Origin of the sequence: Ralstonia condita (genome assembly GCF_958405655.1) — a bacterium.
Classification (GTDB): Bacteria; Pseudomonadota; Gammaproteobacteria; order Burkholderiales; family Burkholderiaceae; genus Ralstonia; species Ralstonia condita.
Genome location: NZ_CATYWO010000001.1, coordinates 316,674 through 337,622, shown reverse-complemented (window position 1 = coordinate 337,622; position 20,949 = coordinate 316,674). Strand labels below are relative to the sequence as shown.

General features: G+C 64.4%; 21 protein-coding genes. 11 read left to right on the top strand and 10 right to left on the bottom strand.

Annotated features, from left to right (window positions below):
- Nucleotides 1–316 precede the first annotated feature (316 nt).
- Nucleotides 317–982, top strand: coding sequence for a response regulator transcription factor (locus R2N03_RS01575; RefSeq protein WP_316654412.1), 666 nt, complete (start codon nt 317–319; stop codon nt 980–982).
- 40 nt (nt 983–1,022) lie between these two features.
- Here R2N03_RS01575 and R2N03_RS01570 read toward each other — a convergent pair whose 3' ends face one another.
- On the bottom strand, nt 1,023–2,855 hold the full coding sequence (locus R2N03_RS01570) for an ATP-binding response regulator (RefSeq protein WP_316654410.1): 1,833 nt from the start codon (nt 2,853–2,855) through the stop codon (nt 1,023–1,025).
- A gap of 221 nt (nt 2,856–3,076) precedes the next feature.
- On the opposite strand from R2N03_RS01570, the gene R2N03_RS01565 reads away from it, so the two are divergent.
- The 4 genes from R2N03_RS01565 (at nt 3,077) to R2N03_RS01550 (ending at nt 7,973) form a co-directional block, all read left to right on the top strand.
- On the top strand, nt 3,077–4,075 hold the full coding sequence (locus R2N03_RS01565; RefSeq protein WP_316654408.1) for a bifunctional riboflavin kinase/FAD synthetase: 999 nt from the start codon (nt 3,077–3,079) through the stop codon (nt 4,073–4,075).
- A gap of 109 nt (nt 4,076–4,184) precedes the next feature.
- Entirely contained in the window at nt 4,185–7,064 is a 2,880-nt protein-coding gene (ileS, locus tag R2N03_RS01560) for an isoleucine--tRNA ligase (RefSeq protein ID WP_316654405.1), read from the top strand.
- Complete coding sequence (lspA, locus tag R2N03_RS01555) at nt 7,064–7,588, top strand: signal peptidase II (protein ID WP_316654403.1); 525 nt, start codon at nt 7,064–7,066, stop codon at nt 7,586–7,588. Before ileS ends, lspA begins: the two co-directional genes overlap by 1 nt.
- Before the next feature lie 7 nt (nt 7,589–7,595).
- Nucleotides 7,596–7,973: a DUF4180 domain-containing protein gene (locus R2N03_RS01550; RefSeq protein WP_316654400.1), complete on the top strand. Its 378-nt coding sequence runs from the start codon at nt 7,596–7,598 to the stop codon at nt 7,971–7,973.
- A gap of 3 nt (nt 7,974–7,976) precedes the next feature.
- Here the strand turns inward: R2N03_RS01550 and R2N03_RS01545 are convergent, their stop codons facing one another.
- On the bottom strand, nt 7,977–8,555 hold the full coding sequence (locus tag R2N03_RS01545) for a YdcF family protein (RefSeq protein WP_316654398.1): 579 nt from the start codon (nt 8,553–8,555) through the stop codon (nt 7,977–7,979).
- A 149-nt stretch (nt 8,556–8,704) separates the two neighbouring features.
- On the opposite strand from R2N03_RS01545, the gene coaBC reads away from it, so the two are divergent.
- Genes coaBC through dut form a run of 3 tightly spaced genes read left to right on the top strand, consistent with a single transcriptional unit; the run spans nt 8,705 to nt 11,396 of the window.
- Nucleotides 8,705–9,910, top strand: coding sequence for a bifunctional phosphopantothenoylcysteine decarboxylase/phosphopantothenate--cysteine ligase CoaBC (gene coaBC / locus R2N03_RS01540; protein WP_316654394.1), 1,206 nt, complete (start codon nt 8,705–8,707; stop codon nt 9,908–9,910).
- Entirely contained in the window at nt 9,907–10,953 is a 1,047-nt protein-coding gene (locus R2N03_RS01535; RefSeq protein WP_316654392.1) for an LLM class flavin-dependent oxidoreductase, read from the top strand. Before coaBC ends, R2N03_RS01535 begins: the two co-directional genes overlap by 4 nt.
- Nucleotides 10,950–11,396 carry a dUTP diphosphatase gene (dut, locus tag R2N03_RS01530; protein ID WP_252690845.1) on the top strand — a complete coding sequence of 149 codons (447 nt, stop codon included), beginning with the start codon at nt 10,950–10,952 and terminating at the stop codon, nt 11,394–11,396. The genes R2N03_RS01535 and dut overlap by 4 nt, the downstream gene beginning before the upstream one ends.
- Nucleotides 11,397–11,468: 72 nt before the next feature.
- Here the strand turns inward: dut and clpA are convergent, their stop codons facing one another.
- Nucleotides 11,469–13,757, bottom strand: a complete 2,289-nt coding sequence (gene clpA, locus R2N03_RS01525; protein ID WP_316654388.1) for an ATP-dependent Clp protease ATP-binding subunit ClpA — start codon at nt 13,755–13,757, stop codon at nt 11,469–11,471.
- Nucleotides 13,754–14,080: an ATP-dependent Clp protease adapter ClpS gene (clpS, locus tag R2N03_RS01520; RefSeq protein ID WP_003261876.1), complete on the bottom strand. Its 327-nt coding sequence runs from the start codon at nt 14,078–14,080 to the stop codon at nt 13,754–13,756. Before clpS ends, clpA begins: the two co-directional genes overlap by 4 nt.
- 89 nt (nt 14,081–14,169) lie before the next feature.
- Here clpS and R2N03_RS01515 point away from each other — a divergent pair, with 89 nt between their 5' ends.
- The 3 genes from R2N03_RS01515 to R2N03_RS01505 all read left to right on the top strand — a co-directional run bounded on the left by R2N03_RS01515 (nt 14,170) and on the right by R2N03_RS01505 (nt 15,779).
- Complete coding sequence (locus R2N03_RS01515) at nt 14,170–14,439, top strand: hypothetical protein (RefSeq protein WP_316654362.1); 270 nt, start codon at nt 14,170–14,172, stop codon at nt 14,437–14,439.
- Nucleotides 14,440–14,656: 217 nt separating this feature from the next.
- Complete coding sequence (locus R2N03_RS01510) at nt 14,657–14,860, top strand: cold-shock protein (protein WP_252682531.1); 204 nt, start codon at nt 14,657–14,659, stop codon at nt 14,858–14,860.
- Between the two features lie 298 nt (nt 14,861–15,158).
- Complete coding sequence (locus R2N03_RS01505) at nt 15,159–15,779, top strand: DUF4126 domain-containing protein (protein WP_316654355.1); 621 nt, start codon at nt 15,159–15,161, stop codon at nt 15,777–15,779.
- Nucleotides 15,780–15,783: 4 nt separating this feature from the next.
- Here the strand turns inward: R2N03_RS01505 and R2N03_RS01500 are convergent, their stop codons facing one another.
- From R2N03_RS01500 to icd, 6 genes are all read right to left on the bottom strand, one after another.
- The gene (locus R2N03_RS01500) at nt 15,784–16,071 is read right to left on the bottom strand and encodes a cyd operon YbgE family protein (RefSeq protein WP_316654352.1); all 288 of its coding nucleotides are present in this window, start codon (nt 16,069–16,071) and stop codon (nt 15,784–15,786) included.
- Nucleotides 16,068–16,178, bottom strand: coding sequence for a cytochrome bd-I oxidase subunit CydX (cydX, locus tag R2N03_RS01495; RefSeq protein ID WP_316654350.1), 111 nt, complete (start codon nt 16,176–16,178; stop codon nt 16,068–16,070). Before cydX ends, R2N03_RS01500 begins: the two co-directional genes overlap by 4 nt.
- 21 nt (nt 16,179–16,199) lie before the next feature.
- Nucleotides 16,200–17,342: a cytochrome d ubiquinol oxidase subunit II gene (cydB, locus tag R2N03_RS01490; protein WP_316654348.1), complete on the bottom strand. Its 1,143-nt coding sequence runs from the start codon at nt 17,340–17,342 to the stop codon at nt 16,200–16,202.
- A gap of 10 nt (nt 17,343–17,352) precedes the next feature.
- Complete coding sequence (locus R2N03_RS01485) at nt 17,353–18,909, bottom strand: cytochrome ubiquinol oxidase subunit I (RefSeq protein ID WP_316654346.1); 1,557 nt, start codon at nt 18,907–18,909, stop codon at nt 17,353–17,355.
- A complete protein-coding gene (gene cydP / locus R2N03_RS01480; protein ID WP_316654343.1) occupies nt 18,906–19,085 on the bottom strand; it encodes a cytochrome oxidase putative small subunit CydP in 180 nt (59 codons plus the stop codon). Before cydP ends, R2N03_RS01485 begins: the two co-directional genes overlap by 4 nt.
- Before the next feature lie 323 nt (nt 19,086–19,408).
- The gene (gene icd, locus R2N03_RS01475; protein ID WP_316654341.1) at nt 19,409–20,659 is read right to left on the bottom strand and encodes an NADP-dependent isocitrate dehydrogenase; all 1,251 of its coding nucleotides are present in this window, start codon (nt 20,657–20,659) and stop codon (nt 19,409–19,411) included.
- Nucleotides 20,660–20,949: the final 290 nt, after the last annotated feature.

Below are 20,949 nucleotides of genomic sequence, written 5' to 3'. Positions count from 1 at the left end.
GTTTTGGCATGAGCGTGGTATTTAGCCGACGCGTGATGGAAAAACCCTGCCGCGCCAGCAAAAACGGCGGGCCTAACGTTGGCGCGCCATGCCGCGCTCTGATAATCTCAACACCATAAATGTCCGCGCGCCCGGGGGTCGGGTGTGCTGCCAGCGATGGTTCGGCGCATACCCGCTTCGAATCGTCTCGCGCTGCAACATCGCGTGGACCATGACCGTGACGGCTGACCGGAGCCACAAGCCCGGAAGCCACCGCCCGCGCCGGGCCGGCACGCGTACAACAACAAGAGGGCAGTGCCCTCACCGGGGAATAAGAATGACGAGCTCGCTGCGTAGCCTGCTGGTGGTTGACGACCACCCTCTCGCCTTGTCTGGCACCACCACCTTTCTTGCACAAGCCCTGCCTGAAGTTCAGGTGCACGCAGCCATCGGTCGCCGCCAGGCGCTGGCACTGGTCGACGACGGCGTGCGCCCGGACGTCGTCCTGCTCGACGTCTGGCTGTCGGATTGCACGGGCTTCGACGCCATGCGCGAACTGCGCGGCAAGCTGCCTGAAGCGCGCTTTGCCTTCATGTCTGCCGAGAACACGCCGGAGATCGTCGCCAAGGCGCAGGCCCTGGGCGCCATCGGATTCATCGGCAAGCATGCCGACGCGCACGCGTTCTCCAAAGCCGTGGCGGGCATCTTCGGCGGCGACACGTCGTTTCCGACGGAAGACGATCTGGGCGGCGTCAACGGCAAGGGCGGCGCGTCGCACGGCATCCCCATCACGCCGGCTGAACTGGGCCTGACCCCGCGTCAGGGTTCGGTGCTGGCGTTACTGCTTGAAGGACTGCCGAACAAATCCATTGCGCGCCAATTGGGCCTGACGGAGAACACCGTCAAGGAACATGTCTCGGCGATCCTGCAGCGGCTGGGCGTGCGCACGCGCATCCAGATCATCTCGCGCATGGAGCGGTTCCGCCTGACGGGCGCCGCCTGATCCTTCCGGCGCCATCCGGCGCCGTCCCCTCACGTTCCTTTCAGTAGGCGATCTGCGGCTCGGCGGCGCGCCCGCGCAGCCAGCGCTTGAGCAGTACGCGCAGCATGTTCGGGTCCATCGGCTTGGCCAGCAGCAGGTAGCCCGCTTCTTCGGCGCGGGCCAGCGCCTCGGAATTGCGATCGCCGGTGAGCAGCACGGCATGCGCGTCCGGATGACTGACCTGCCAGCGCTCCAGCAACTGGAGGCCATCCTCCTTGCCAGGCAGACGCAGGTCGCAGAAGATGATCTGCGGCCGCAGCCCCCTTGCCAGCAGCTGTTCGGCGCCGGTGCCATCGGCAGCGCTGTGCACTTCGACGCCCCAGGCTTCGAGCAGGGCGTGCCATGCCTTGCGAATCTGCGGATCGTCATCGACCACCAGAACCACCCCCGAGAACCGAGGCTGGTCCAGCACCGCGCGCTTCTGCTCGGCGCGCGGCTGGGCGGCCAGGGGCGCCCTCACCTCTGCCGGCACCGGACGTAGTGCCATCCAGAACATCGAACCGCGTCCTGGGACCGAACGCACACCAAACGTGCCGCGCAGCAGCCGCACGCATTCCTTGTAGATCGATAGGCCCAGGCCGAGGCCCTGGCTGGGGTCTCGCTCGGGGTTCTCGACCTGGTAGTACGTCGAAAAGATGTCTTTCTGGTGCTCGGGCGCGATGCCGATACCGGTATCCCAGACCTCGATGCGCAGGTATTTCTGGCGTACGCGCAGCGCTACCATCACGCCGCCCCGCTCGGTGTAGCGCAGCGCGTTCTGCAGCAGGTTGAACAGCGCCCGGCGCAGCAGCACCGGCTCGGCCATCCCGAACACCGGCAGCGGAGGAATGCGCTGGGTGAGCGTCAGCCCCTTGGCACGGGCATCGGGCATGAACTGTTGGACCACCTCGGTGATGACCTCGCCGAGATCGACCGGCTCAAGCGTGGGCGAGGTCTTGCGGCTCTCCAGCTTGGACAGATCCAGCAGCGAGCGGAACAGCAGGTCGATGGTGGCTGCGCCCGAGGCAAGCTGCTCCACCAGGGGTGCCAGCGATTCGGACTGGTTGCGCGCTCGCAGCGCCTCCACCAGCAGCACCAGCGCGTGCACCGGCTGGCGCAGGTCATGACTGGCCGCAGCCAGAAAGCGCGATTTTTCCTCCGACGCCGACAGCGCCCGCTGCTTTTCGTCCTGATACCGGCGCGCGAGCTGGCGGCTTTCATTCTCCAACTGGATTTCACGCACCAGCGTGTTGTGGATGTTCACGGCATACCGTATCAAGAGGGCCGCGAAGAACAACAACACGCCACGCAGGTACAGCCCGTGCCCGGGGAAGGCCTGTTCGGCCAGCACGAAGTGGGGCACCAGGATGCCCGCCCCCAGAATCAGCAAGCTCGACGGCACCGGCGCCTGCGACAACACCGCTGCTGCCGCCACGCCCATGATGACGATCATCAACAAGCTGCTGAACTCGAGCGACGGCGACATGAAGTACAGCCCGGCCGAACAACCCCACGCCACCCCACCCACCGCCGACATGACATGCATGCCCGTCCACCACTTGCGGGTGTGCACGGCCAGCGTCATGCGGGTCAAGTCATAGCGATAGCCGAAATAGAAACGCAGGCCCGAAGCCGTCAGGCACAGCATGATCAACGACCAGCCCAGCAGCTCCGGCCGGTTTGGCGCACTCCAGAACGCGGCGACCGTCAGGGCGGGAAGCACGATCGAGGCAGCGATCCCCATGGGCGCACCGCGGTGGACGGCGGCAAGGAGCTTGGCGCGAGCGTCGAGCTCAAGGGGCGTGCGGCTGGCCAGCCCGAACTTGGCAAAGAAAAGGCGCAACGAGGCGTTCAAGGGCGTGCGAGGAAGAAAGCGGATGACGGATTGTGCCGTAAGCACGCCCCCAACGGGCACACCGACGGACGATTGTGCAACACCCGGACCATCCCGCCCCCCCGGCGCCGGAGATGGGGCAATCCCTTATATAATGTGCAATTTGCTGGTTTTGGGGGGGAGCACCTTGCCAATCCGGCACGAAAAGGCATTTCTCTTTTCCTCGACAACCGACATCTCTCGTGAAAGTCTTTCGCGGCCTGCCCAATGCCGATAGCCGCACGCCCTGTGCGCTGACCATCGGCAACTTCGACGGCGTGCACCGCGGCCACCAGTCTTTGCTGGCCCGCGCACGCGCGGCGGCCGACGCACGCGGGCTGCCGCTCACGGTGATGACCTTCGAGCCGCATCCGCGCGAATTCTTCCTGCCGGACCGCGCGCCCACCCGCATTGCACTGCTGCGCGACAAGCTGGAAAGCCTGCGCCGCCAGGGCGTCGACCGCGTGGTCGTGGAGCATTTCAACGCGCATTTCGCCGGGCAGACGCCCGACGAATTCGTGCGCAATGTTCTGGTCGATGGCCTGCACACGCGCTGGCTGCTGGTGGGCGATGATTTCCGCTTCGGCGCCAAGCGCGCTGGCGATTTCGCTTATCTGCAGGCCGCAGGTGCCCAGTTCGGCTTCGAAGTCGAGCAGATGGGTTCGGTGTCGGAGTCCGGCGTGCGCATCTCCAGCTCGGCGGTGCGAGAGGCACTGGGTGCCGGTGACCTCGAACACGCCCGCCGGCTGCTTGGACACGGCTACGCCATCAGCGGCCACGTCGTGCACGGGCAGAAGCTTGGCCGCTCGCTGGGCTTCCCGACGCTGAATTTGCGCATCTCGCATCGCAAGCCGGCAGTGGCCGGCATCTTTGTCGTGCAGGTGCACGGGCTGGCCGAAAAACCGCTGCCTGCCGTCGCCAGCATCGGCGTACGCCCGACGGTGGATGACTCCGGCCGCGTGCTGCTGGAAGTCCACATCTTCGATTACCACGCGAGCGTCTACGGCAAGCTGGTGCGTGTGGAATTCATGAAGAAGCTGCGCGACGAGGCTCGCTACGATTCGCTCGATGCCCTCAAGGACGCCATCGCGCAGGACTGCGTTCATGCACGACAGTTCTTCGGCCTGCCTGTTCCGCCGGCCGGCGAGTCGCCAACGCTTCGGCGCGACTTCGCCACCTCCGCCACCGACCGAATTCAGTAGGCGGCCGACCCGTTCGCCGCCCAGAAGCCACATGCTGCGCACGCGCGCCCTGTACTGTCAGCCGCGCCTGCACCGATCCGATTTGCCCGAATCTGCCTCACATCACACCATGTCCGATTCCAAGAAGCCCACGCCGGAGAAGAGCAAGTACCCGGTCAACCTGCTGGACACGCCCTTCCCCATGCGCGGCGATCTGCCCAAGCGCGAGCCGCTGTGGGTCAAGCAATGGCAGGACAAGCAGCTCTACAAGAAGATCCGCGCCGCACGCAAGGGCGCGAAGAAGTTCATCCTCCACGACGGCCCGCCGTATGCCAACGGCGATCTTCACATCGGCCACGCGGTCAACAAGATCCTCAAGGACATGGTGATCAAGGCGCGCGGCCTGACTGGCCTGGACGCCGTCTACGTGCCGGGCTGGGATTGCCACGGCATGCCGATCGAGATCCAGATCGAGAAGCAGTTCGGCAAGGGCCTGCCCGTCCAGGAAGTGCAAGAAAAGGCGCGTGCGTACGCCACGGGCCAGATCGCACGCCAGAAGGCGGATTTCGAGCGCCTGGGGGTGCTGGGCGACTGGGCCGATCCGTACCTCACCATGAACTTCCGCAATGAAGCGGATGAGGTGCGTGCGCTCGGCAAGATCCTGGAGAAGGGCTACGTCTTCCGCGGCCTGAAACCGGTCAACTGGTGCTTCGACTGCGGCTCGGCGCTGGCCGAAGCGGAAGTCGAATACGCGGATCGCACCGACCTGTCGATCGACGTCGGCTTCCCGTTTGCCGATATCGACGCACTGGCGAGCGCCTTCCACGTGGGCGCCGACGTGCTCAAGGCCAAGCCAGGCTGGATCGTGATCTGGACCACCACGCCGTGGACGATCCCCTCCAACCAGGCGCTGAACCTGCACCCGGAAATCGAATACGCGCTGGTCGACACGCCGCGCGGCCTGCTGATCGTCGCCAAGGAGCGCGTCGAGGCCTGCCTGCAAAGCTGGAAGCTCGAAGGCACGGTGCTGGCCACGTGCGAAGGCGCGGCGCTCTCGGGCGTGCGCTTCCACCATCCGCTCGCCAAGATGGACGCGGGCTACGATCGCACCTCGCCCGTCTACCTGGGCGACTACGTGACCATCGACACCGGTACCGGCATCGTCCACTCCGCACCGGCGTATGGCGTGGAAGACTTCCAGTCCTGCAAGTCGCACGGCATGCCCGACTCGGAAATCATCAACCCGGTGATGGGCAACGGCGTGTACGCATCGACGCTGCCGCTGTTCGGCGGCCAGATGATCTGGGACGCCAACCCGAAGATCGTCGAGGTGCTGCGCGAATCCGGCAACCTGTTCGACGCCCACAAGCACCCGCACAGCTACATGCACTGCTGGCGCCACAAGACGCCGATCATCTATCGCGCCACCTCGCAGTGGTTCGCGGGGATGGACGTGCAGCCCAACGACGGCAACGCCACGCTGCGCGAAACGGCACTCGCCGGCATCGACGCCACCGCGTTCTACCCGTCGTGGGGCAAGCAGCGCCTGCACAACATGATCGCCAACCGCCCGGACTGGACGCTGTCGCGCCAGCGCCAATGGGGCGTGCCGATGGCCTTCTTCGTGCACAAGGAAACCGGCGCGCTGCACCCGCGCACGCCTGAGCTGCTGGAGCAGGTCGCCCAGCGCATCGAAAAGAGCGGCATCGAAGCCTGGCAGACGCTGGACCCGCGCGAACTGCTCGGCGATGAGGCCGACATGTATGAGAAGAACCGCGACACGCTCGACGTGTGGTTCGACTCGGGCACCACGCACTGGCACGTCATCCGCGGCTCGCACGCGGCGGATCTGTACGACGCTTCGGCCGACCTGCCGGACGGCCGCCTGGCTGATCTGTATCTGGAAGGCTCTGACCAACACCGCGGCTGGTTCCACTCGTCGCTGCTGACGGCTTCGATGCTGTACGGCAAGCCGCCGTACAAGGGCCTGCTGACGCACGGCTTCACGGTGGACGGCGAAGGCCGCAAGATGTCCAAGTCGATCGGTAACACGATCGCGCCGCAGGAAATCGCCAACAAGATGGGCGCCGAGATCATCCGCCTGTGGGTGGCCTCGACCGATTACTCGGGCGAACTGGCCATCTCGGATGAGATCCTGAAGCGCGTGGTGGAAGGCTATCGCCGCATCCGCAACACGCTGCGCTTCCTGCTCGCCAACCTGACGGATTACGACCACGCCAAGCACGCGCTGCCGACCGAGCAATGGCTCGAAATCGACCGCTATGCCGTGGCGATGACGGATGCGCTGCAGAAGGAAGTCCTGTCGCACTACGACGTGTACGAATTCCACCCGGTAGTCGCCAAGCTGCAGACGTTCTGCTCGGAAGACCTGGGCGGCTTCTACCTCGACGTGCTGAAGGACCGCCTGTACACGACGGCGCCCGATTCAGTGGCGCGCCGCTCGGCGCAGAACGCGCTGTATCACGTCACCCAGGCCATGCTGCACTGGATGGCGCCGTTCCTGTCGTTCACGGCAGAAGAAGCGTGGCAAGTGTTTGCGCACGGCACGGAGCACACCGACACCATCTTCACCAGCACGTACTACAACGCTCCGGTACCGCAAGGCGCCAGCGCGCTGCTCGAGAAGTGGGCCGCCATCCGCAACGTGCGCGGCGAAGTGACCAGGCAACTGGAGGCGCTGCGCATCGACGGCAAGATCGGCTCGTCGCTGCAGGCGGAGGTGACGGTGTCGGCGGGTGAATCGGTGCATGACGCACTGGCCAGCCTCGGCGACGACCTGCGTTTTGTGCTGATCACGTCCGCAGCCAAGCTGGAGCGCGCGCCGGAAGGCGGCGATCTGCTCATCACCGTGGTGCCGTCCACGCACGCCAAGTGCGAGCGCTGCTGGCATTACCGTGCCGACGTCGGCCACGACGCGGCCCACCCGACCCTCTGCAAGCGCTGCACCGACAACCTGTTCGGCGCCGGTGAACAACGGAGCGCTGCCTGATGGCCACTCGCAACAACGGCAAGAGCAAGTCGATCGGATTGAAGAAGAACGGCGGCGGTCATGGCGTGGGCCCGTGGCTCGGCCTGGCCGTCATCTGGATCCTGCTGGACCAGTTGACCAAGGTCGCTATCCTCAAGGCCTTCACCTACGGCGAGTCGCGCCCGATCACCGGGTTCTTCAACCTGGTGCTCGCCTATAACAAGGGGGCGGCGTTTTCGTTCCTGGCGGCGGCGGGGGGCTGGCAGCGGTGGTTCTTCACGGGCCTGGGCGTAGCAGCTGCGCTGTTCATCGTGTGGCTGCTCAAACGGCACAGCGGGCAGAAGCTGTTCTGCTTTGCGCTGGCGCTCATTCTGGGCGGCGCGCTTGGCAACGTGATCGACCGCGTCATCTACGGTCACGTGGTGGACTTCCTCGACTTCTACCTGCACAACTACCACTGGCCTGCCTTCAACGTGGCGGACTGCGGCATCAGCATCGGCGCGGTACTGCTGATCGTCGACGAACTGCGGCGCGTGCGGCGGTGACACTGCAGTGCCGGAACTCCGGCAGTGGAATGGTGAAGCGGTGCTGTGCCTTGACGAGGCCGGCCCGCCCATCGCCAGCGAACAGAATGCGCTGGACCACCTGATCGGCGAGGCGCTAGGGCATGGGGCAGCGATGGTTGCGGTGCCCGTCAGCCGCCTTGATGCCGCGTTCTTCGCGCGGCGCACCGGCCTGGCCGGCCGCATCGCGCAGAAGATCACGAGCTACCGATTGAAACTCGCCGTGATCGGAGACATCTCGGTGCATCTCCACACCAGCAGCGCGCTACGCGACTGGGTGCGGGAATCCAACAAGCACGACACGATCCGCTTCGTGCCGTCACTGAACGACTTGGCCGCCGATGCGCGGCCCATGCCTGCTGAATGAGGCTCAGGCCCAGTAGCGCACGGCATACCACGCCCGTTTGACGTACTCGGCAAGAATCGACCCGGCTTCATAGATCGGCACCGACTTGGCCAGCGTGTCTCCCGGGAATACGCCGTGCGCACCCCAAGTGACTTCCGGCCACACCTTGCGGAACACCGCCAGTGCCCGGCCGGTGTGATACCAGCTCGTGACCAGTATTGCGCTGTTGACGTGCTGGACCGCCAGCGTCTCGCGCGTCATCCGCGCATTTTCCATCGTGCTGCCGGACACACATTCGTGGCCGATGCGCTCTGCCGGCACACCGGCCATCACAAGGCGGCGCTCGATCAGAAGGCAATCGCCCTGCCCGCTGACGAACACGCGAGGCGCTACGCCTGCGTGGTACAGCTCGGCGGCGCCGATCACGCGCTGGCCCGACTCACCGCCCAGCACAACAATCACGTCTGCGTGCGCGAGCTTCGGCTCGTCGCGCAGCCATGCCTTGGCCCCGCACACGAGCACAGCACCGACCACCGCCGCCGCGATGGCGCCACCACCCATCCAGGCGAGGAAATTACGGGCTGCCGAACGATCGAAAACCATATCGGGAATACGCTTTTGAGGAAAAAACCGGCGGCCGGACGCGCCGCGGGGCAAGCCGGTATCATCGCCACTGTTCAGCAGGAAGCCCGGGCACCGGGTTGTATCCTGCCCGCGCATATCGCGTCAATCGGATTCCCAAGCGGGTTGTTATGGAACTGCAAGGCAAACATTTCGTGCTCGGCCTGACGGGCGGCATCGCGTGCTACAAGTCCGCCGAGCTGGTGCGGCTGTTGACCAAGGCCGGGGCGACGGTGCAGGTGGTGATGACCGAGGCCGCCGCGCACTTCATCACCCCGGTGACGATGCAGGCGCTTTCCGGTCGTCCGGTCTTCACGTCGCAGTGGGACGGCCGCATCGGTAACAACATGCCGCACATCGACCTCTCGCGCGAGGCGGATGCCATCATCATCGCGCCAGCGTCCACCGACTTTCTTGCCAAGCTGGCACACGGCATGGCGGACGACCTGCTCTCCACGCTGTGCATCGCACGCGATTGCCCGCTGCTCGTGGCGCCCGCCATGAACCGCCAGATGTGGGCCGCGCCGGCCACGCAACGCAATGCCGCCCAGTTGCGCGCGGATGACGTCACCCTGCTCGGCCCCGATGCCGGCGACCAAGCCTGCGGCGAAGTCGGCGACGGCCGCATGCTGGAGCCGGCGGACATCGTCGAGCAGCTCATCGGCTTCTTCCAGCCCAAGCTGCTGCGCGGCCACCGCGTGCTGCTGACAGCCGGCCCGACCTTCGAGCCGATCGACCCGGTGCGCGGCATCACGAATCTCTCCAGCGGCAAGATGGGCTTTGCGCTGGCACGCGCCGCGTCGCAAGCCGGCGCAGAGGTCACGCTGGTCGCGGGGCCTTGCCACCAGGACACGCCTGCCGGCGTGCTGCGCATCGATGTGCAGACCGCGCAGCAAATGCACGACGCGGTCATGCGCGAACTGGACACCAGCAAGAACGACATCTTCATCGCCGTGGCCGCCGTGGCCGACTGGCGTGTCGCACAGGCCGCCGATCAGAAGCTGAAGAAGCAGAACGACACCGACGTGCCGACGCTCACGTTTACGCAGAACCCGGACATCCTCGCCGGTGTGGCGCGCCGGGCGAATGCGCCTTTCTGCGTCGGCTTTGCGGCCGAAACCGAACGGCTGGAAGAGTTCGGCGAGGCCAAGCGCCAGAAGAAGGGCATTCCGCTGCTGGTCGGCAATCTTGGTCAGCAGACCTTCGGCCGCGACGACAACGAAGTCGCGCTCTTCGATGCCAAGGGCATCACGCGGCTGCCGCGCGCCGACAAGCTGACGCTCGCACGCCAGATCGTCGCCGCCATCGCCGACCGCGTGCACGGAGCACGATCATGAGCGCCGCGCCGATCCGCCTGTCAGTCCTCGACCAGAGCCCCGTCATCTACGGCCACAGCGCACGCGATGCCATCGCCGCCACGGTCGACCTGGCGCAACTCGCGGATTCGCTCGGCTACACGCGCTACTGGTGCGCCGAGCACCACGGCCTGCGCGGCGTGAGCAACCCCGCACCGGAAGTGATGATTGCCCGTGTGGCGAGCGCCACGAAGCACCTGCGGGTGGGCTCCGGCGGCGTGATGCTGCCGTACTACAGCCCCTTCAAGCTGGCCGAGCAATTCCGCCTGCTGGAGGCCCTGTTCCCCAACCGCATCGACCTGGGTGTCGGCCGGGCACCCGGCGGCGACATGCGCACCGCGCAGGCCGTTGCCATGGGCGACTACAACCGCGGCGACATCTTCCCGCAGCAGGTGCAGGAACTGATCTGGCACCTGACAGGCACCCTGCCGCCGGACCACCCGGCAGCCGGCGTTCTGCTGCAACCCGAGATCGATACCAAACCCGAGCTGTGGATGCTCGGCTCCAGCGATTTTGGTGGGGCACTGGCCGCGCGCCTGGGCATCCGTTTCGCGTTCGCGCACTTCATCAACCCCCACGTCGGGCACATCGTCGCGCAGCAGTACCGCACGGACTTCGAGCCCGGCTACGATGCGCGCCCATATAGCGCCGCCGCCGTCTTCGTGATCGCGGCTGATACCGAAGCCGAAGCGCGCCGCTATGAAGCCGCCGTCGACCTGCGCCGCGTGCAGATGGCGCTTGGCGTAAACGGCCCGATCCCGACCGTCGAGCAAGGCGAAGCGCATGTCTACACCGAGCGCGACCAGGCCATCGTCATGCGCGAGCGGCCACGCAGCATCATCGGCACACCGGAATCCGTGGCCGAGCAGATGCATGCGCTCAAGGAACGCTTCGTCGCCGATGAACTGATCGTGCTGACCGTCGCACCCAGCTACAAGGCGCGCCTGCGCTCGTATGAGCTGCTGGCAGAGGCGTTTGCGCTACCATCTCCGGCTTCTGCAACCTCTTCGGCCTGCCCCGCATGAAACTCGACGTCAAGATCCTCGACGCCCGCCTGCACGAACAGCTCCCGCAGTACGCCACCACCGGCAGCGCCGGGCTGGACCTGCGCGCCTGCATCGACGCCCCGCTCACCATCGAGCCCGGCACCACGCATCTGGTCCCGACCGGCATGGCCATCCACCTGGCCGACTCGGGCTATGCCGCGCTGATCCTGCCGCGCTCTGGCATGGGCCACAAGCACGGTATCGTGCTCGGCAACCTGGTCGGCCTGATCGATTCGGACTACCAGGGCCAGCTCATGGTCAGCACATGGAACCGTGGCAGCACGGCGTTCGTGCTCAATCCGATGGAGCGCCTTGCGCAATTGGTGATCGTGCCGGTGGTGCAAGCCGAGCTGAACATCGTCGATGACTTTGCCGAAAGCGAGCGCGGCGCCGGTGGATTCGGCAGCACGGGGCGTCACTGACAACATCGCCCGCGCATAAGAAAAAGGCCCGGAATTTCCGGGCCTTTTTCTTTGCAGCAACAGACAGCCGTGTCAGGCTTCGGCTTCTTCCTGAGCGGGTGCCGGCGGCGCCTCGTTCTCGGAGAACTCCAGCTTTACCGCGTCGGCATCGTCCAGATCCACGATCACCTTGCCGCCGTTCACCAGCTTGCCGAACAGCAGCTCGTCGGCCAGCGCCTTGCGGATCAGATCCTGAATCAGGCGCTGCATCGGGCGCGCGCCCATCAGCGGGTCGAAGCCCTTCTTCGCCAGGAAGCGACGCAGCTTCTCGGTAAAGACGGCATCCACCTTCTTCTCGTGCAGTTGCTCTTCCAGCTGCATGAGGAACTTGTCAACCACGCGCATGATGATTTCCTCATCGAGCGAGCGGAAGCTGATGGTTGCATCCAGACGGTTGCGGAACTCCGGCGTGAACATGCGCTTGATGTCGGCCATCTCGTCGCCCTGTTCGCGCGCCGTGGTGAAACCGATCGTTGCCTTGTTCATCGTCTCGGCGCCCGCATTGGTCGTCATGATGATGATCACGTTGCGGAAATCCGCCTTGCGGCCGTTGTTGTCCGTCAGCGCGCCGTGGTCCATCACCTGCAGCAGGATATTGAAGATGTCCGGGTGCGCCTTTTCGATCTCGTCCAGCAGCAGCACGCAGTGCGGCTTCTTGGTCACCGCTTCCGTCAGCAGACCGCCCTGATCGAAGCCCACGTAGCCCGGGGGCGCGCCGATCAGCCGGCTCACCGCATGGCGCTCCATGTACTCCGACATGTCGAAGCGGATCAGCTCGATGCCCAGGATGAACGCGAGCTGCTTGGCAACTTCCGTCTTGCCCACGCCCGTCGGGCCGCTGAACAGGAACGAGCCGATCGGCTTGTCCGTCTTGCCCAGACCTGCACGCGACATCTTGATCGCCGAAGCCAGCGCATCGATGGCCGGATCTTGCCCGAACACGACCGACTTCAGGTCGCGCTCCAGCGTCTGCAGCTTGCTGCGATCATCCTGCGACACGCTTTGCGGCGGGACGCGGGCGATGCGCGAGACGATGTCCTCGATTTCGCCCTTGCCGATCGTCTTCTTCTGCTTCGACTTCGGCAGGATGCGTTGCGCCGCACCCGCTTCATCGATCACGTCGATCGCCTTGTCCGGCAAATGACGGTCGGTGATGAAGCGTGCCGACAATTCAGCCGCAGCCGTGAGCGCCGACGACGCGTACTTCACGCCGTGGTGCTCTTCGAAGCGCGACTTCAGGCCACGCAAAATCTGCACGGTCTGATCGACCGTCGGTTCGACCACGTCGATCTTCTGGAAGCGGCGGGACAGCGCTGCGTCCTTCTCGAAGATGCCTCGGTATTCCGTGAACGTCGTCGCGCCGATGCACTTGAGCGCGCCCGACGACAGCGCCGGCTTGAGCAGGTTGCTGGCGTCCAGCGTGCCGCCCGAAGCGGCGCCGGCGCCGATCAGCGTGTGGATTTCGTCGATGAACAGGATCGCGTTCGGATTGTCCTTGAGCGACTTCAGCACGCCCTTCAGGCGTTGCTCAAAGTCGCCGCGGTACTTGGTGCCGGCCAGCAGCGCGCCCATGTCGAGCGAATAGACGACGGACTTCGCGAGGATGTCCGGCACTTCGCCCTTGGTGATGCGCCATGCCAAACCTTCGGCAATGGCCGTCTTGCCGACACCGGCCTCGCCGACCAGCAGCGGATTGTTCTTGCGGCGGCGGCACAGCACCTGCACCACGCGCTCGACTTCCTGCTCGCGGCCGATCAGCGGATCGATCTTGCCGGCCTTGGCCAGCGCGTTCAGGTTCTGGGTGAACTGCTCCAGCGGGCTTTCCTTGCCGTCACCGGCTTCACCCTCGGGGTTGACGTCGCCGTGCTTGGCAGGTTCCGCCTGGTCCTTGCGGATACCGTGGCTGATGAAGTTGACGACGTCCAGCCGGGTCACGCCCTGTTGCTGGAGGTAGTACACCGCGTGCGAATCCTTCTCGCCGAAGATAGCGACCAGCACGTTCGCGCCCGTGACTTCCTTCTTGCCGTTGGATGTGGACTGCACGTGCATGATGGCGCGCTGGATCACGCGCTGGAAACCCAGCGTGGGCTGCGTGTCCACCTCGTCGGTGCCGGGCACCACCGGAGTGTTGTCGGCGATGAAGTTCTTCAGATGCGTGCGGAGGTCTTCGATGTTGGCGGCGCAGGCGCGCAGCACCTCCGCAGCCGTCGGGTTGTCCAGCAGCGCAAGCAGCAGATGCTCCACCGTAATGAATTCGTGGCGAGCCTGCCGGGCTTCGACAAACGCCATGTGCAGGCTGACTTCCAGTTCTTGCGCGATCATGCTTCCTCCATCACGCACTGCAGGGGGTGCCCCGCCTGCCGTGCATGGGTTGATACCAATTCGACTTTCGTCGCGGCGATATCCCGGGTGTAGATACCGCACACGCCCTTACCTTCCCGATGCACAGTCAGCATGATCTGTGTGGCTGTCTCCCGGTCTTTGCTGAAATATTGCTGAAGAATCATCACGACGAATTCCATCGGGGTGTAGTCGTCGTTGAGCAGCAGCACCTTGTACATCGCTGGCGGTTTGAGCGCTTGCTCTTTCCGCTCGAGGACGGTGCCTGCATCGTGTTGTGGAGTGGTCGCTTGCCGGATTGCCATGGTCTTATTCTAACCACTCCTTTCGAGTTCGCAATTTGGGGAAATAACCCCGAGTTCAAGGTCTGCAAACGGTTTGACCCAAGCAGCGCGTGTCCATCGAACGCGCCGTGATTTCTCGTTTCACCGCCTGGCCGCTGGTGGCGGAACGTGCGAGGGACGGGCCTGCGCTGCCAATCGTTTTCCTCACGTGGGGGCAATCTGCCGGTTTTCGAGCAAAACCTCTTCAAAAACTGACCGTTTTTCGCCACAAACCCACCTTCTGCAGCCTTGACAGTCTGTTACTTTCCTCGAACAATCGAATTCAACATGTGCGCCTTACTGCCCCGCAAACCGTTGGCAGCGAGCGTCATGAATGGTGAGCCGGGGAGGCCTCACACCAGTCGACAACAGATCGACAACCGCTTCAGGCTGTGGCGCCTGCCACAAGAAGACCGATCGCTTGCGGCGCGGTTCCACCCGCGCCATTCGTTGTGCCTCCGGGCCGGCGGCCGGGCGATGACGGCGCGGTACCGCTCTGCACTGGCCCGACAGGCATGCCCTCCCCGCTCAGATTTGTGTTTTCACGGAGGGGTTTTCATGGCAATCGGTACGGTCAAATGGTTTAACGACGCCAAGGGCTTCGGTTTCATCTCGCCGGATGAAGGCGGCGAAGAGCTGTTCGCGCATTTCTCGGCCATCCAGATGAGCGGCTTCAAGACGCTCAAGGAAGGGCAGCGCGTGCAGTTTGAGGTGACGCAAGGCCCGAAGGGCAAGCAAGCCACCAACATCCAGGCTGCCTGATCTGCGTCGAGCGGCATACTGCCTGCGGCAGCGGTGCCGATACGCAAAGAACCCGGCGATATGCCGGGTTTTTTGTTGCCTTGGCGGACAAGGGTGCGACATCACGCCGCGCGCAAGGGGTCATTTCGGCGGGTTGCGCACGACGATGTGGATGCTGTCCCGCTTCCGTCCCGCACAGGCGATCGAGACGGCCCTCCTCCTGCAGGGGAAAACCGCAGTCGTCGGCCGCTGGACCGGCGCACGCGCACTACACTGCAGCATTGGCAAGCGGTGTACGTGCTGGCCTGCAAGGATCCTAATGCTTGAAACCGCCGCGTTGGCCGCGGGCCTGTCCTGGACCAGCGGATTCCGCCTTTACCTCGCTGTGTTTGCCGCAGGCGCATTGGGCCGCGCAGGCTGGCTGCATCTGCCGCCCGGCCTCCAGATGCTGGAATCGTGGTGGGTGATCGGGCTGGCCGGCGTACTTGCCGTGGCCGAATTCCTGGCCGACAAGATTCCCGGCTTTGATTCCGTCTGGGACGGCGTCCAGACATTCATCCGCATCCCGGCTGGGGCAATCCTCGCGGCCGCCGCATTCGGACAACTCGACCCGCAATGGATGGTGGTGGCCGGCCTCCTAGGCGGCACCCTGGCTGGCACAGCGCATGCCACCAAGGCGGGCACGCGGGCGTTGCTCAACGCGTCTCCGGAGCCCTTCTCGAATTGGGCGGCATCGTTCAGCGAGGATGTTGCGGCGAGTGGGGGGCTGCTGCTGGCGTTCTTCGCGCCGGTTGCATTCCTGCTGGTGCTGGCACTGCTGCTGGCGATTGCCGCGTGGTTGCTGCCCAAGCTGTGGCGTGCCGTGCAACGCCTGCGCGATGCGTTGCGCGGACGCCCATCCGGTTCGTCCGCTTCCGGCACCCCCCGCCTCCCGCGCTGAAGCCTTACCGGAAGACGCGCAACAGGCCGAACACCACCAGGGCCAGCGCGCACGACCACCCTGAAAACAGCACCCGCCACATCCGATGGCGCGGAATGAACCCGACGCCACGCACCAACCCCGCGCTCATCGCCCAGAACAGCAGCGTGGCGAGGGTGTGATCGGCGTCGCCCGCGCGATTGGTCATGATGAACGGATAGACCGTGCCGACCGCCATGACGATCAACCCCGCAGCCAGGCTTGCCGCATGCATGCGCGGCTTGCCAGCTTCGCTCACGCGTGCGGTGTTCACTCGCGGTCCTCGGCGGCGCGTGCGTCGCTCACCTCACCCCACATCGCATTGAGCACGGCGAGCAGCACGGCAAAGCCAACGCCCAGGACCCAGCTGAAGTACCACATGGTCATTTCCTCCTGTCGTGGCTAGTACGCCGAATGCTCGTTGGCGCGAATGTGCTCGACCGTCACCTTGCCGCGCATCACGCGGTAACACCAGCTCGTGTAGACGACGATGATGGGCGTAAAGATGATCGCGGCCCAGAACATCAAGCCAAGCGTGAAATGGCTGGAGACACTGTCCCACGCCGTCAGGCTGGCGGCCGGTGTGCTCGATGATGGCAGCACGAACGGGAACATCGACGCGCCCGCCGTGGTGATGATGCCCGCCAGGCCCAACGCCGACAGCACGAATGCCAGCAGCGTCCGCCCGGCACGTGCCAGCGTGACCGCCAGCAACGGCCCCGCCACGCCCAGCAGCGGCAGCAACCACAGCAGCGGCTGCGTTTGGTAGTTGCGCCACCAGGCGTCGGCGGCGCGCGCCACCGTCTTGGCCATCGGATTGGAAACCCCCGCGTGGTCGATGGCCGAGGTGATGACGTACCCTTCGATGCCGCCCCATCGCAGCCACACCCCGGCGGCAATGAAAGCCAGCGCCGCAACCAGGGCAGCACCCGTGGCCGCGTTCGTGGCGCGCCGCTGAATGACGCCCTCGGTGCGATGGGCGAGGTAGATGCCGCCGTGCATGGTGATCATCGCGCTCGACACCACACCAGTCAGCAATGCAAACGGGTTCAGCAACTGCCAGAAGGTGCCGGTGTAGGTGACGACCATGAAGTTGTCGAACTGAAACGGCACGCCTTGGAGCAGGTTGCCGAACGCCACACCGAAAATCAGCGGCGGCACCGCGCCCCCGACGAAAAGCCCCACGTCCCAGGCGCGACGCCATGTTGGATTGTGAATCTTGCTGCGGTAATCAAACCCGACCGGCCGGAAAAACAGCGCCCACAGCACCGCAAGCATGGCCCAGTAAAACCCGCTGAACGCCGTCGCATACACCAGCGGCCACGCCGCGAAGATCGCGCCGCCACCCGTGATGAACCAGACCTGGTTTCCATCCCAGTGCGGGCCGATTGTATTGATGATCACGCGCCGCTCGTCGTCGGTCTTGCCGACAAAGGGCAGCAGCGTACCGACACCCATGTCATGCCCGTCCATGATGGCAAAACCGATCAGCAGCGTGCCGATGAGCAGCCACCAGATGACCTTGAGGGTGGGATAATCGAACATGGCGTGCTCCTCAAGCGTGGGCGGCTTCGAAGTCGTAGCGACCGGTACCGAGGCTGCCCGGGCCCTGGCGCGCGAACTTGATCATCAGGTACATCTCGACGATCAGCAGCAGCGTGTAGAAACCGATGAAGCCCGCGAGCGACCCGTACAGGCTCGTCACGCTCAATGTCGATACGCTCAGGTGCGTGGGCAGCACCCCGTAGATCGTCCACGGCTGGCGGCCGTATTCGGCCACGACCCAGCCCAGCTCGACAGCAATCCACGGGGCAGGCAGCATCCACAACGCCGAGCGCAGCAACCAGGCCGGCGCCTTGCGCTGCGGGCGCAGGGTGCTCCAGAACGACAGCCCGAACAGCGCCAGCATCAGAAAACCCAGACCGACCATGATGCGGAAGCCCCAGAACATCGGCCACACGCGAGGCACGGTATCGTCGACCGCCTTGTCGATGATCTCTGGCGTTGCCTGGCGCACGTCAGACACGTACTTCTTGAGTAGCAGCCCGAAACCCAAATCCTGCTGGTGTGCCTGGAGCGTCTGGCGCGCCACCGCGTCGTTCGGGTTTTGCCGCAGCGCCTCCAGCGCGGCAACGCCCTCGATGCCGCTCATGATGCGGCCGCGATTGCGCGTCTTGATTTCGTGGATACCCGGTATCTGCTTGGTGACCGAGCGTGTGCCGATCAGCCCCATCACCCAGGGGATCTCCACCGCCCAGTTGTTCTTCTGCTCGCGCTGATTGATCGACGCGATCACGTTGAAACTGGCTGGCGCGGGTTCGGTCTCCCACATGGCCTCGATGGCCGCCATCTTGGTTTGCTGCGCTTCGCCGACGGTGTAGCCGGATTCATCGCCCAGCACGATCACCGAGCAGACGCTGGCCAGCCCGAATGCGGCCGCCACGCGAAAGCTGCGCCGCGCAAACTCCACGTCGCGGCCACGCAATAGGTACCAGCTCGAGACCGACAGGACGAACATCGCGCCCGTCACGTAGCCCGCTGACACGGTGTGCACGAACTTCGCCTGCGCCACGGGATTGAAGACCACGGCCCAGAAGTCCGACATTTCCATGCGCATGGTCTGCCAGTTGAACTCGGCGCCCACCGGGTTCTGCATCCAGCCGTTGGCGATGAGAATCCACAGCGCCGACAGGTTGGTGCCGATCGCCATGAGCGTCGACACCAGCAGGTGCTGCGTTTTGGATAGGCGGTCCCACCCAAAGAAGAACAGGCCGATGAAGGTGGATTCCAGGAAGAAAGCCATCAGCCCTTCAATGGCCAGCGGCGCACCGAAGATGTCGCCGACGTAGTGCGAGTAATACGCCCAGTTGGTGCCGAACTGAAACTCAAGCGTGATGCCGGTCGTCACGCCCAGCGCAAAGTTGATGCCGAAGAGCTTGCCCCAGAAACGGGTCATGTCTTTCCAGATGACCTTGTTGGTCATCACGTAGACGCTCTCCATGATCACCAGCAGCCAGACCATCCCCAGCGTGAGGGGCACGAAGAGGAAGTGATACAGCGCCGTGGCTGCAAACTGCAGCCGGGAAAGATCGACGAGATGCTCGGAAATCACGGTTGTCCTCCCTGCGCTGCTGGCGGTGTCAAGATCAAACGATCAGCGGCCCGCTCGGCATCGACCGCCACCCGGGCGTCCCGTACGAACACCCACCACAGCGCGCCCAGCACTGCCACCTTGATGGTGACAATGACGAGCAGATGGCGGACGAGTCGGCGGTCGTTGGTGCTCACAGGGGTCGGGCGATCCAGAGTGCGGCCGGTGCCGTCGGCGTAGCTTCCTGCCGATGGCACAGAAAGTCACATTTCAAACAGTCTAGTCATGGTTGGGGTAACTGACAAACCCTTCCTGATCGGATGGGCAGCGACATAGGCGCGCAGTAACGACATTGCGTCGGGAAGCTTGCGGTGCGCCAAACGACCAATCTTCGTGGCACCGGGCCCGCCCAGGACACCCCGTTTCACCGATGGCCGGTGTCGGCGCAGAAAAAAACCCCGGCCAGCCGAAGCTGCCGGGGTTTTCCTTTGCATCACGGCCGAAGCCGCCAAGCACGTGCTTACATATTGTCGATCATCACCTGACCAAAGCCCGAGCACGACACTTGGGTCGCGCCCTCCAGCAGGCGGGCGAAGTCATACGTGACCTTCTTCGACAGAATCGACTTCTCGATCGACGAGATGATCAGGTCAGCGGCTTCCGTCCAGCCCATGTGACGCAGCATCATTTCGGCCGACAGGATTTCCGAACCCGGGTTCACGTAGTCCTTGCCCGCGTACTTCGGAGCCGTGCCGTGGGTGGCTTCGAACATGGCAACGGAGTCGCTCAGGTTCGCACCCGGGGCGATACCGATACCGCCGACTTGTGCAGCCAGGGCGTCGGAGATGTAGTCGCCGTTCAGGTTCAGCGTGGCCACCACCGAGTACTCGGCCGGACGCAGCAGGATCTGCTGCAGGAAGGCATCGGCAATTGCGTCCTTGACGATGATTTCCTTGCCCGTCTTCGGGTTCTTGAACTTGCACCACGGGCCGCCGTCGATCAGCTCGGCGCCGAATTCCTTCTGTGCCAGCGCGTAGGCCCAGTCACGGAAACCACCTTCCGTGAACTTCATGATGTTGCCCTTGTGCACGATCGTGACCGACGGCTTGTCGTTGTCGATCGCGTACTGGATGGCCTTGCGCACCAGGCGCTCCGTGCCTTCCTTCGAGACCGGCTTCACACCGATACCCGAGGTTTCCGGGAAGCGGATCTTCTTGACGCCGAACTCGTCCTGCAGAATCTTGATCAGCTTCTTGGCCTTGTCGCTCTGGGCTTCGAATTCGATACCGGCGTAGATGTCTTCCGAGTTCTCGCGGAAGATGACCATGTCGGTCTTCTCCGGCTCTTTGACCGGCGAGGGCACGCCCTTGAAGTAGCGCACCGGGCGCAGGCAGACGTACAGGTCCAGCTCCTGGCGCAGCGCCACGTTCAGCGAACGGATGCCGCCGCCCACCGGCGTCGTCAGCGGGCCCTTGATCGACACCACGTAGTCCTTCAGGACTTGCAGGGTTTCTTCCGGCAGCCACACGTCCGGGCCGTACACCTTGGTCGACTTCTCGCCCGCGTAGATTTCCATCCACGAGATCTTGCGCTTGCCGGCGTAGGCCTTGGCCACGGCTGCGTCCACCACCTTGATCATCACCGGGGTGATGTCGAAGCCGGTGCCGTCGCCCTCGATGTAAGGAATGATCGGGTTATCGGGGACGTTCAGGGAGAAGTCTTGGTTGACGGTGATCTTCTCTCCGGCCGGGACCTTGATGTGTTGGTACATGGACGACTCCAGTGCAGACCGCGGGTGAGCGGATGGACGATGGGGGTTGACAGCACAGCGCCCCGCCCCGGGATGGCCGGTGCGGCGCGCTGCAATGAATTGGCGATTCTAACGGCCCGCGATGACGCTCTCACGATGCACCGCACAAACCGTAACTCTTATATAAGACACAAGAGTGAATTCCGCATTATGCCGGAAAATTTCACCATCCGCCATAGTCCGAGCATGGCGAAAACGGCCGATTCGACCGCTGGCAGGCCCCTTGGCCAACCAGCATTCGACGTCAGCGT

Bases quoted from the DNA above. Each gene is read 5' to 3' on its own strand.
- R2N03_RS01545 (WP_316654398.1), bottom strand. From the start codon at position 8,555: ATGGTTTTCGATCGTTCGGCAGCCCGTAATTTCCTCGCCTGGATGGGT.
- clpS (WP_003261876.1), bottom strand. From the start codon at position 14,080: ATGGCAATCCGGCAAGCGACCACTCCACAACACGATGCAGGCACCGTC.
- ileS (WP_316654405.1), top strand. From the start codon at position 4,185: ATGTCCGATTCCAAGAAGCCCACGCCGGAGAAGAGCAAGTACCCGGTC.
- R2N03_RS01535 (WP_316654392.1), top strand. From the start codon at position 9,907: ATGAGCGCCGCGCCGATCCGCCTGTCAGTCCTCGACCAGAGCCCCGTC.
- icd (WP_316654341.1), bottom strand. From the start codon at position 20,659: ATGTACCAACACATCAAGGTCCCGGCCGGAGAGAAGATCACCGTCAAC.
- cydB (WP_316654348.1), bottom strand. From the start codon at position 17,342: ATGTTCGATTATCCCACCCTCAAGGTCATCTGGTGGCTGCTCATCGGC.
- cydX (WP_316654350.1), bottom strand. From the start codon at position 16,178: ATGTGGTACTTCAGCTGGGTCCTGGGCGTTGGCTTTGCCGTGCTGCTC.
- R2N03_RS01505 (WP_316654355.1), top strand. From the start codon at position 15,159: ATGCTTGAAACCGCCGCGTTGGCCGCGGGCCTGTCCTGGACCAGCGGA.
- R2N03_RS01510 (WP_252682531.1), top strand. From the start codon at position 14,657: ATGGCAATCGGTACGGTCAAATGGTTTAACGACGCCAAGGGCTTCGGT.
- coaBC (WP_316654394.1), top strand. From the start codon at position 8,705: ATGGAACTGCAAGGCAAACATTTCGTGCTCGGCCTGACGGGCGGCATC.
- dut (WP_252690845.1), top strand. From the start codon at position 10,950: ATGAAACTCGACGTCAAGATCCTCGACGCCCGCCTGCACGAACAGCTC.
- R2N03_RS01575 (WP_316654412.1), top strand. From the start codon at position 317: ATGACGAGCTCGCTGCGTAGCCTGCTGGTGGTTGACGACCACCCTCTC.
- clpA (WP_316654388.1), bottom strand. From the start codon at position 13,757: ATGATCGCGCAAGAACTGGAAGTCAGCCTGCACATGGCGTTTGTCGAA.
- lspA (WP_316654403.1), top strand. From the start codon at position 7,064: ATGGCCACTCGCAACAACGGCAAGAGCAAGTCGATCGGATTGAAGAAG.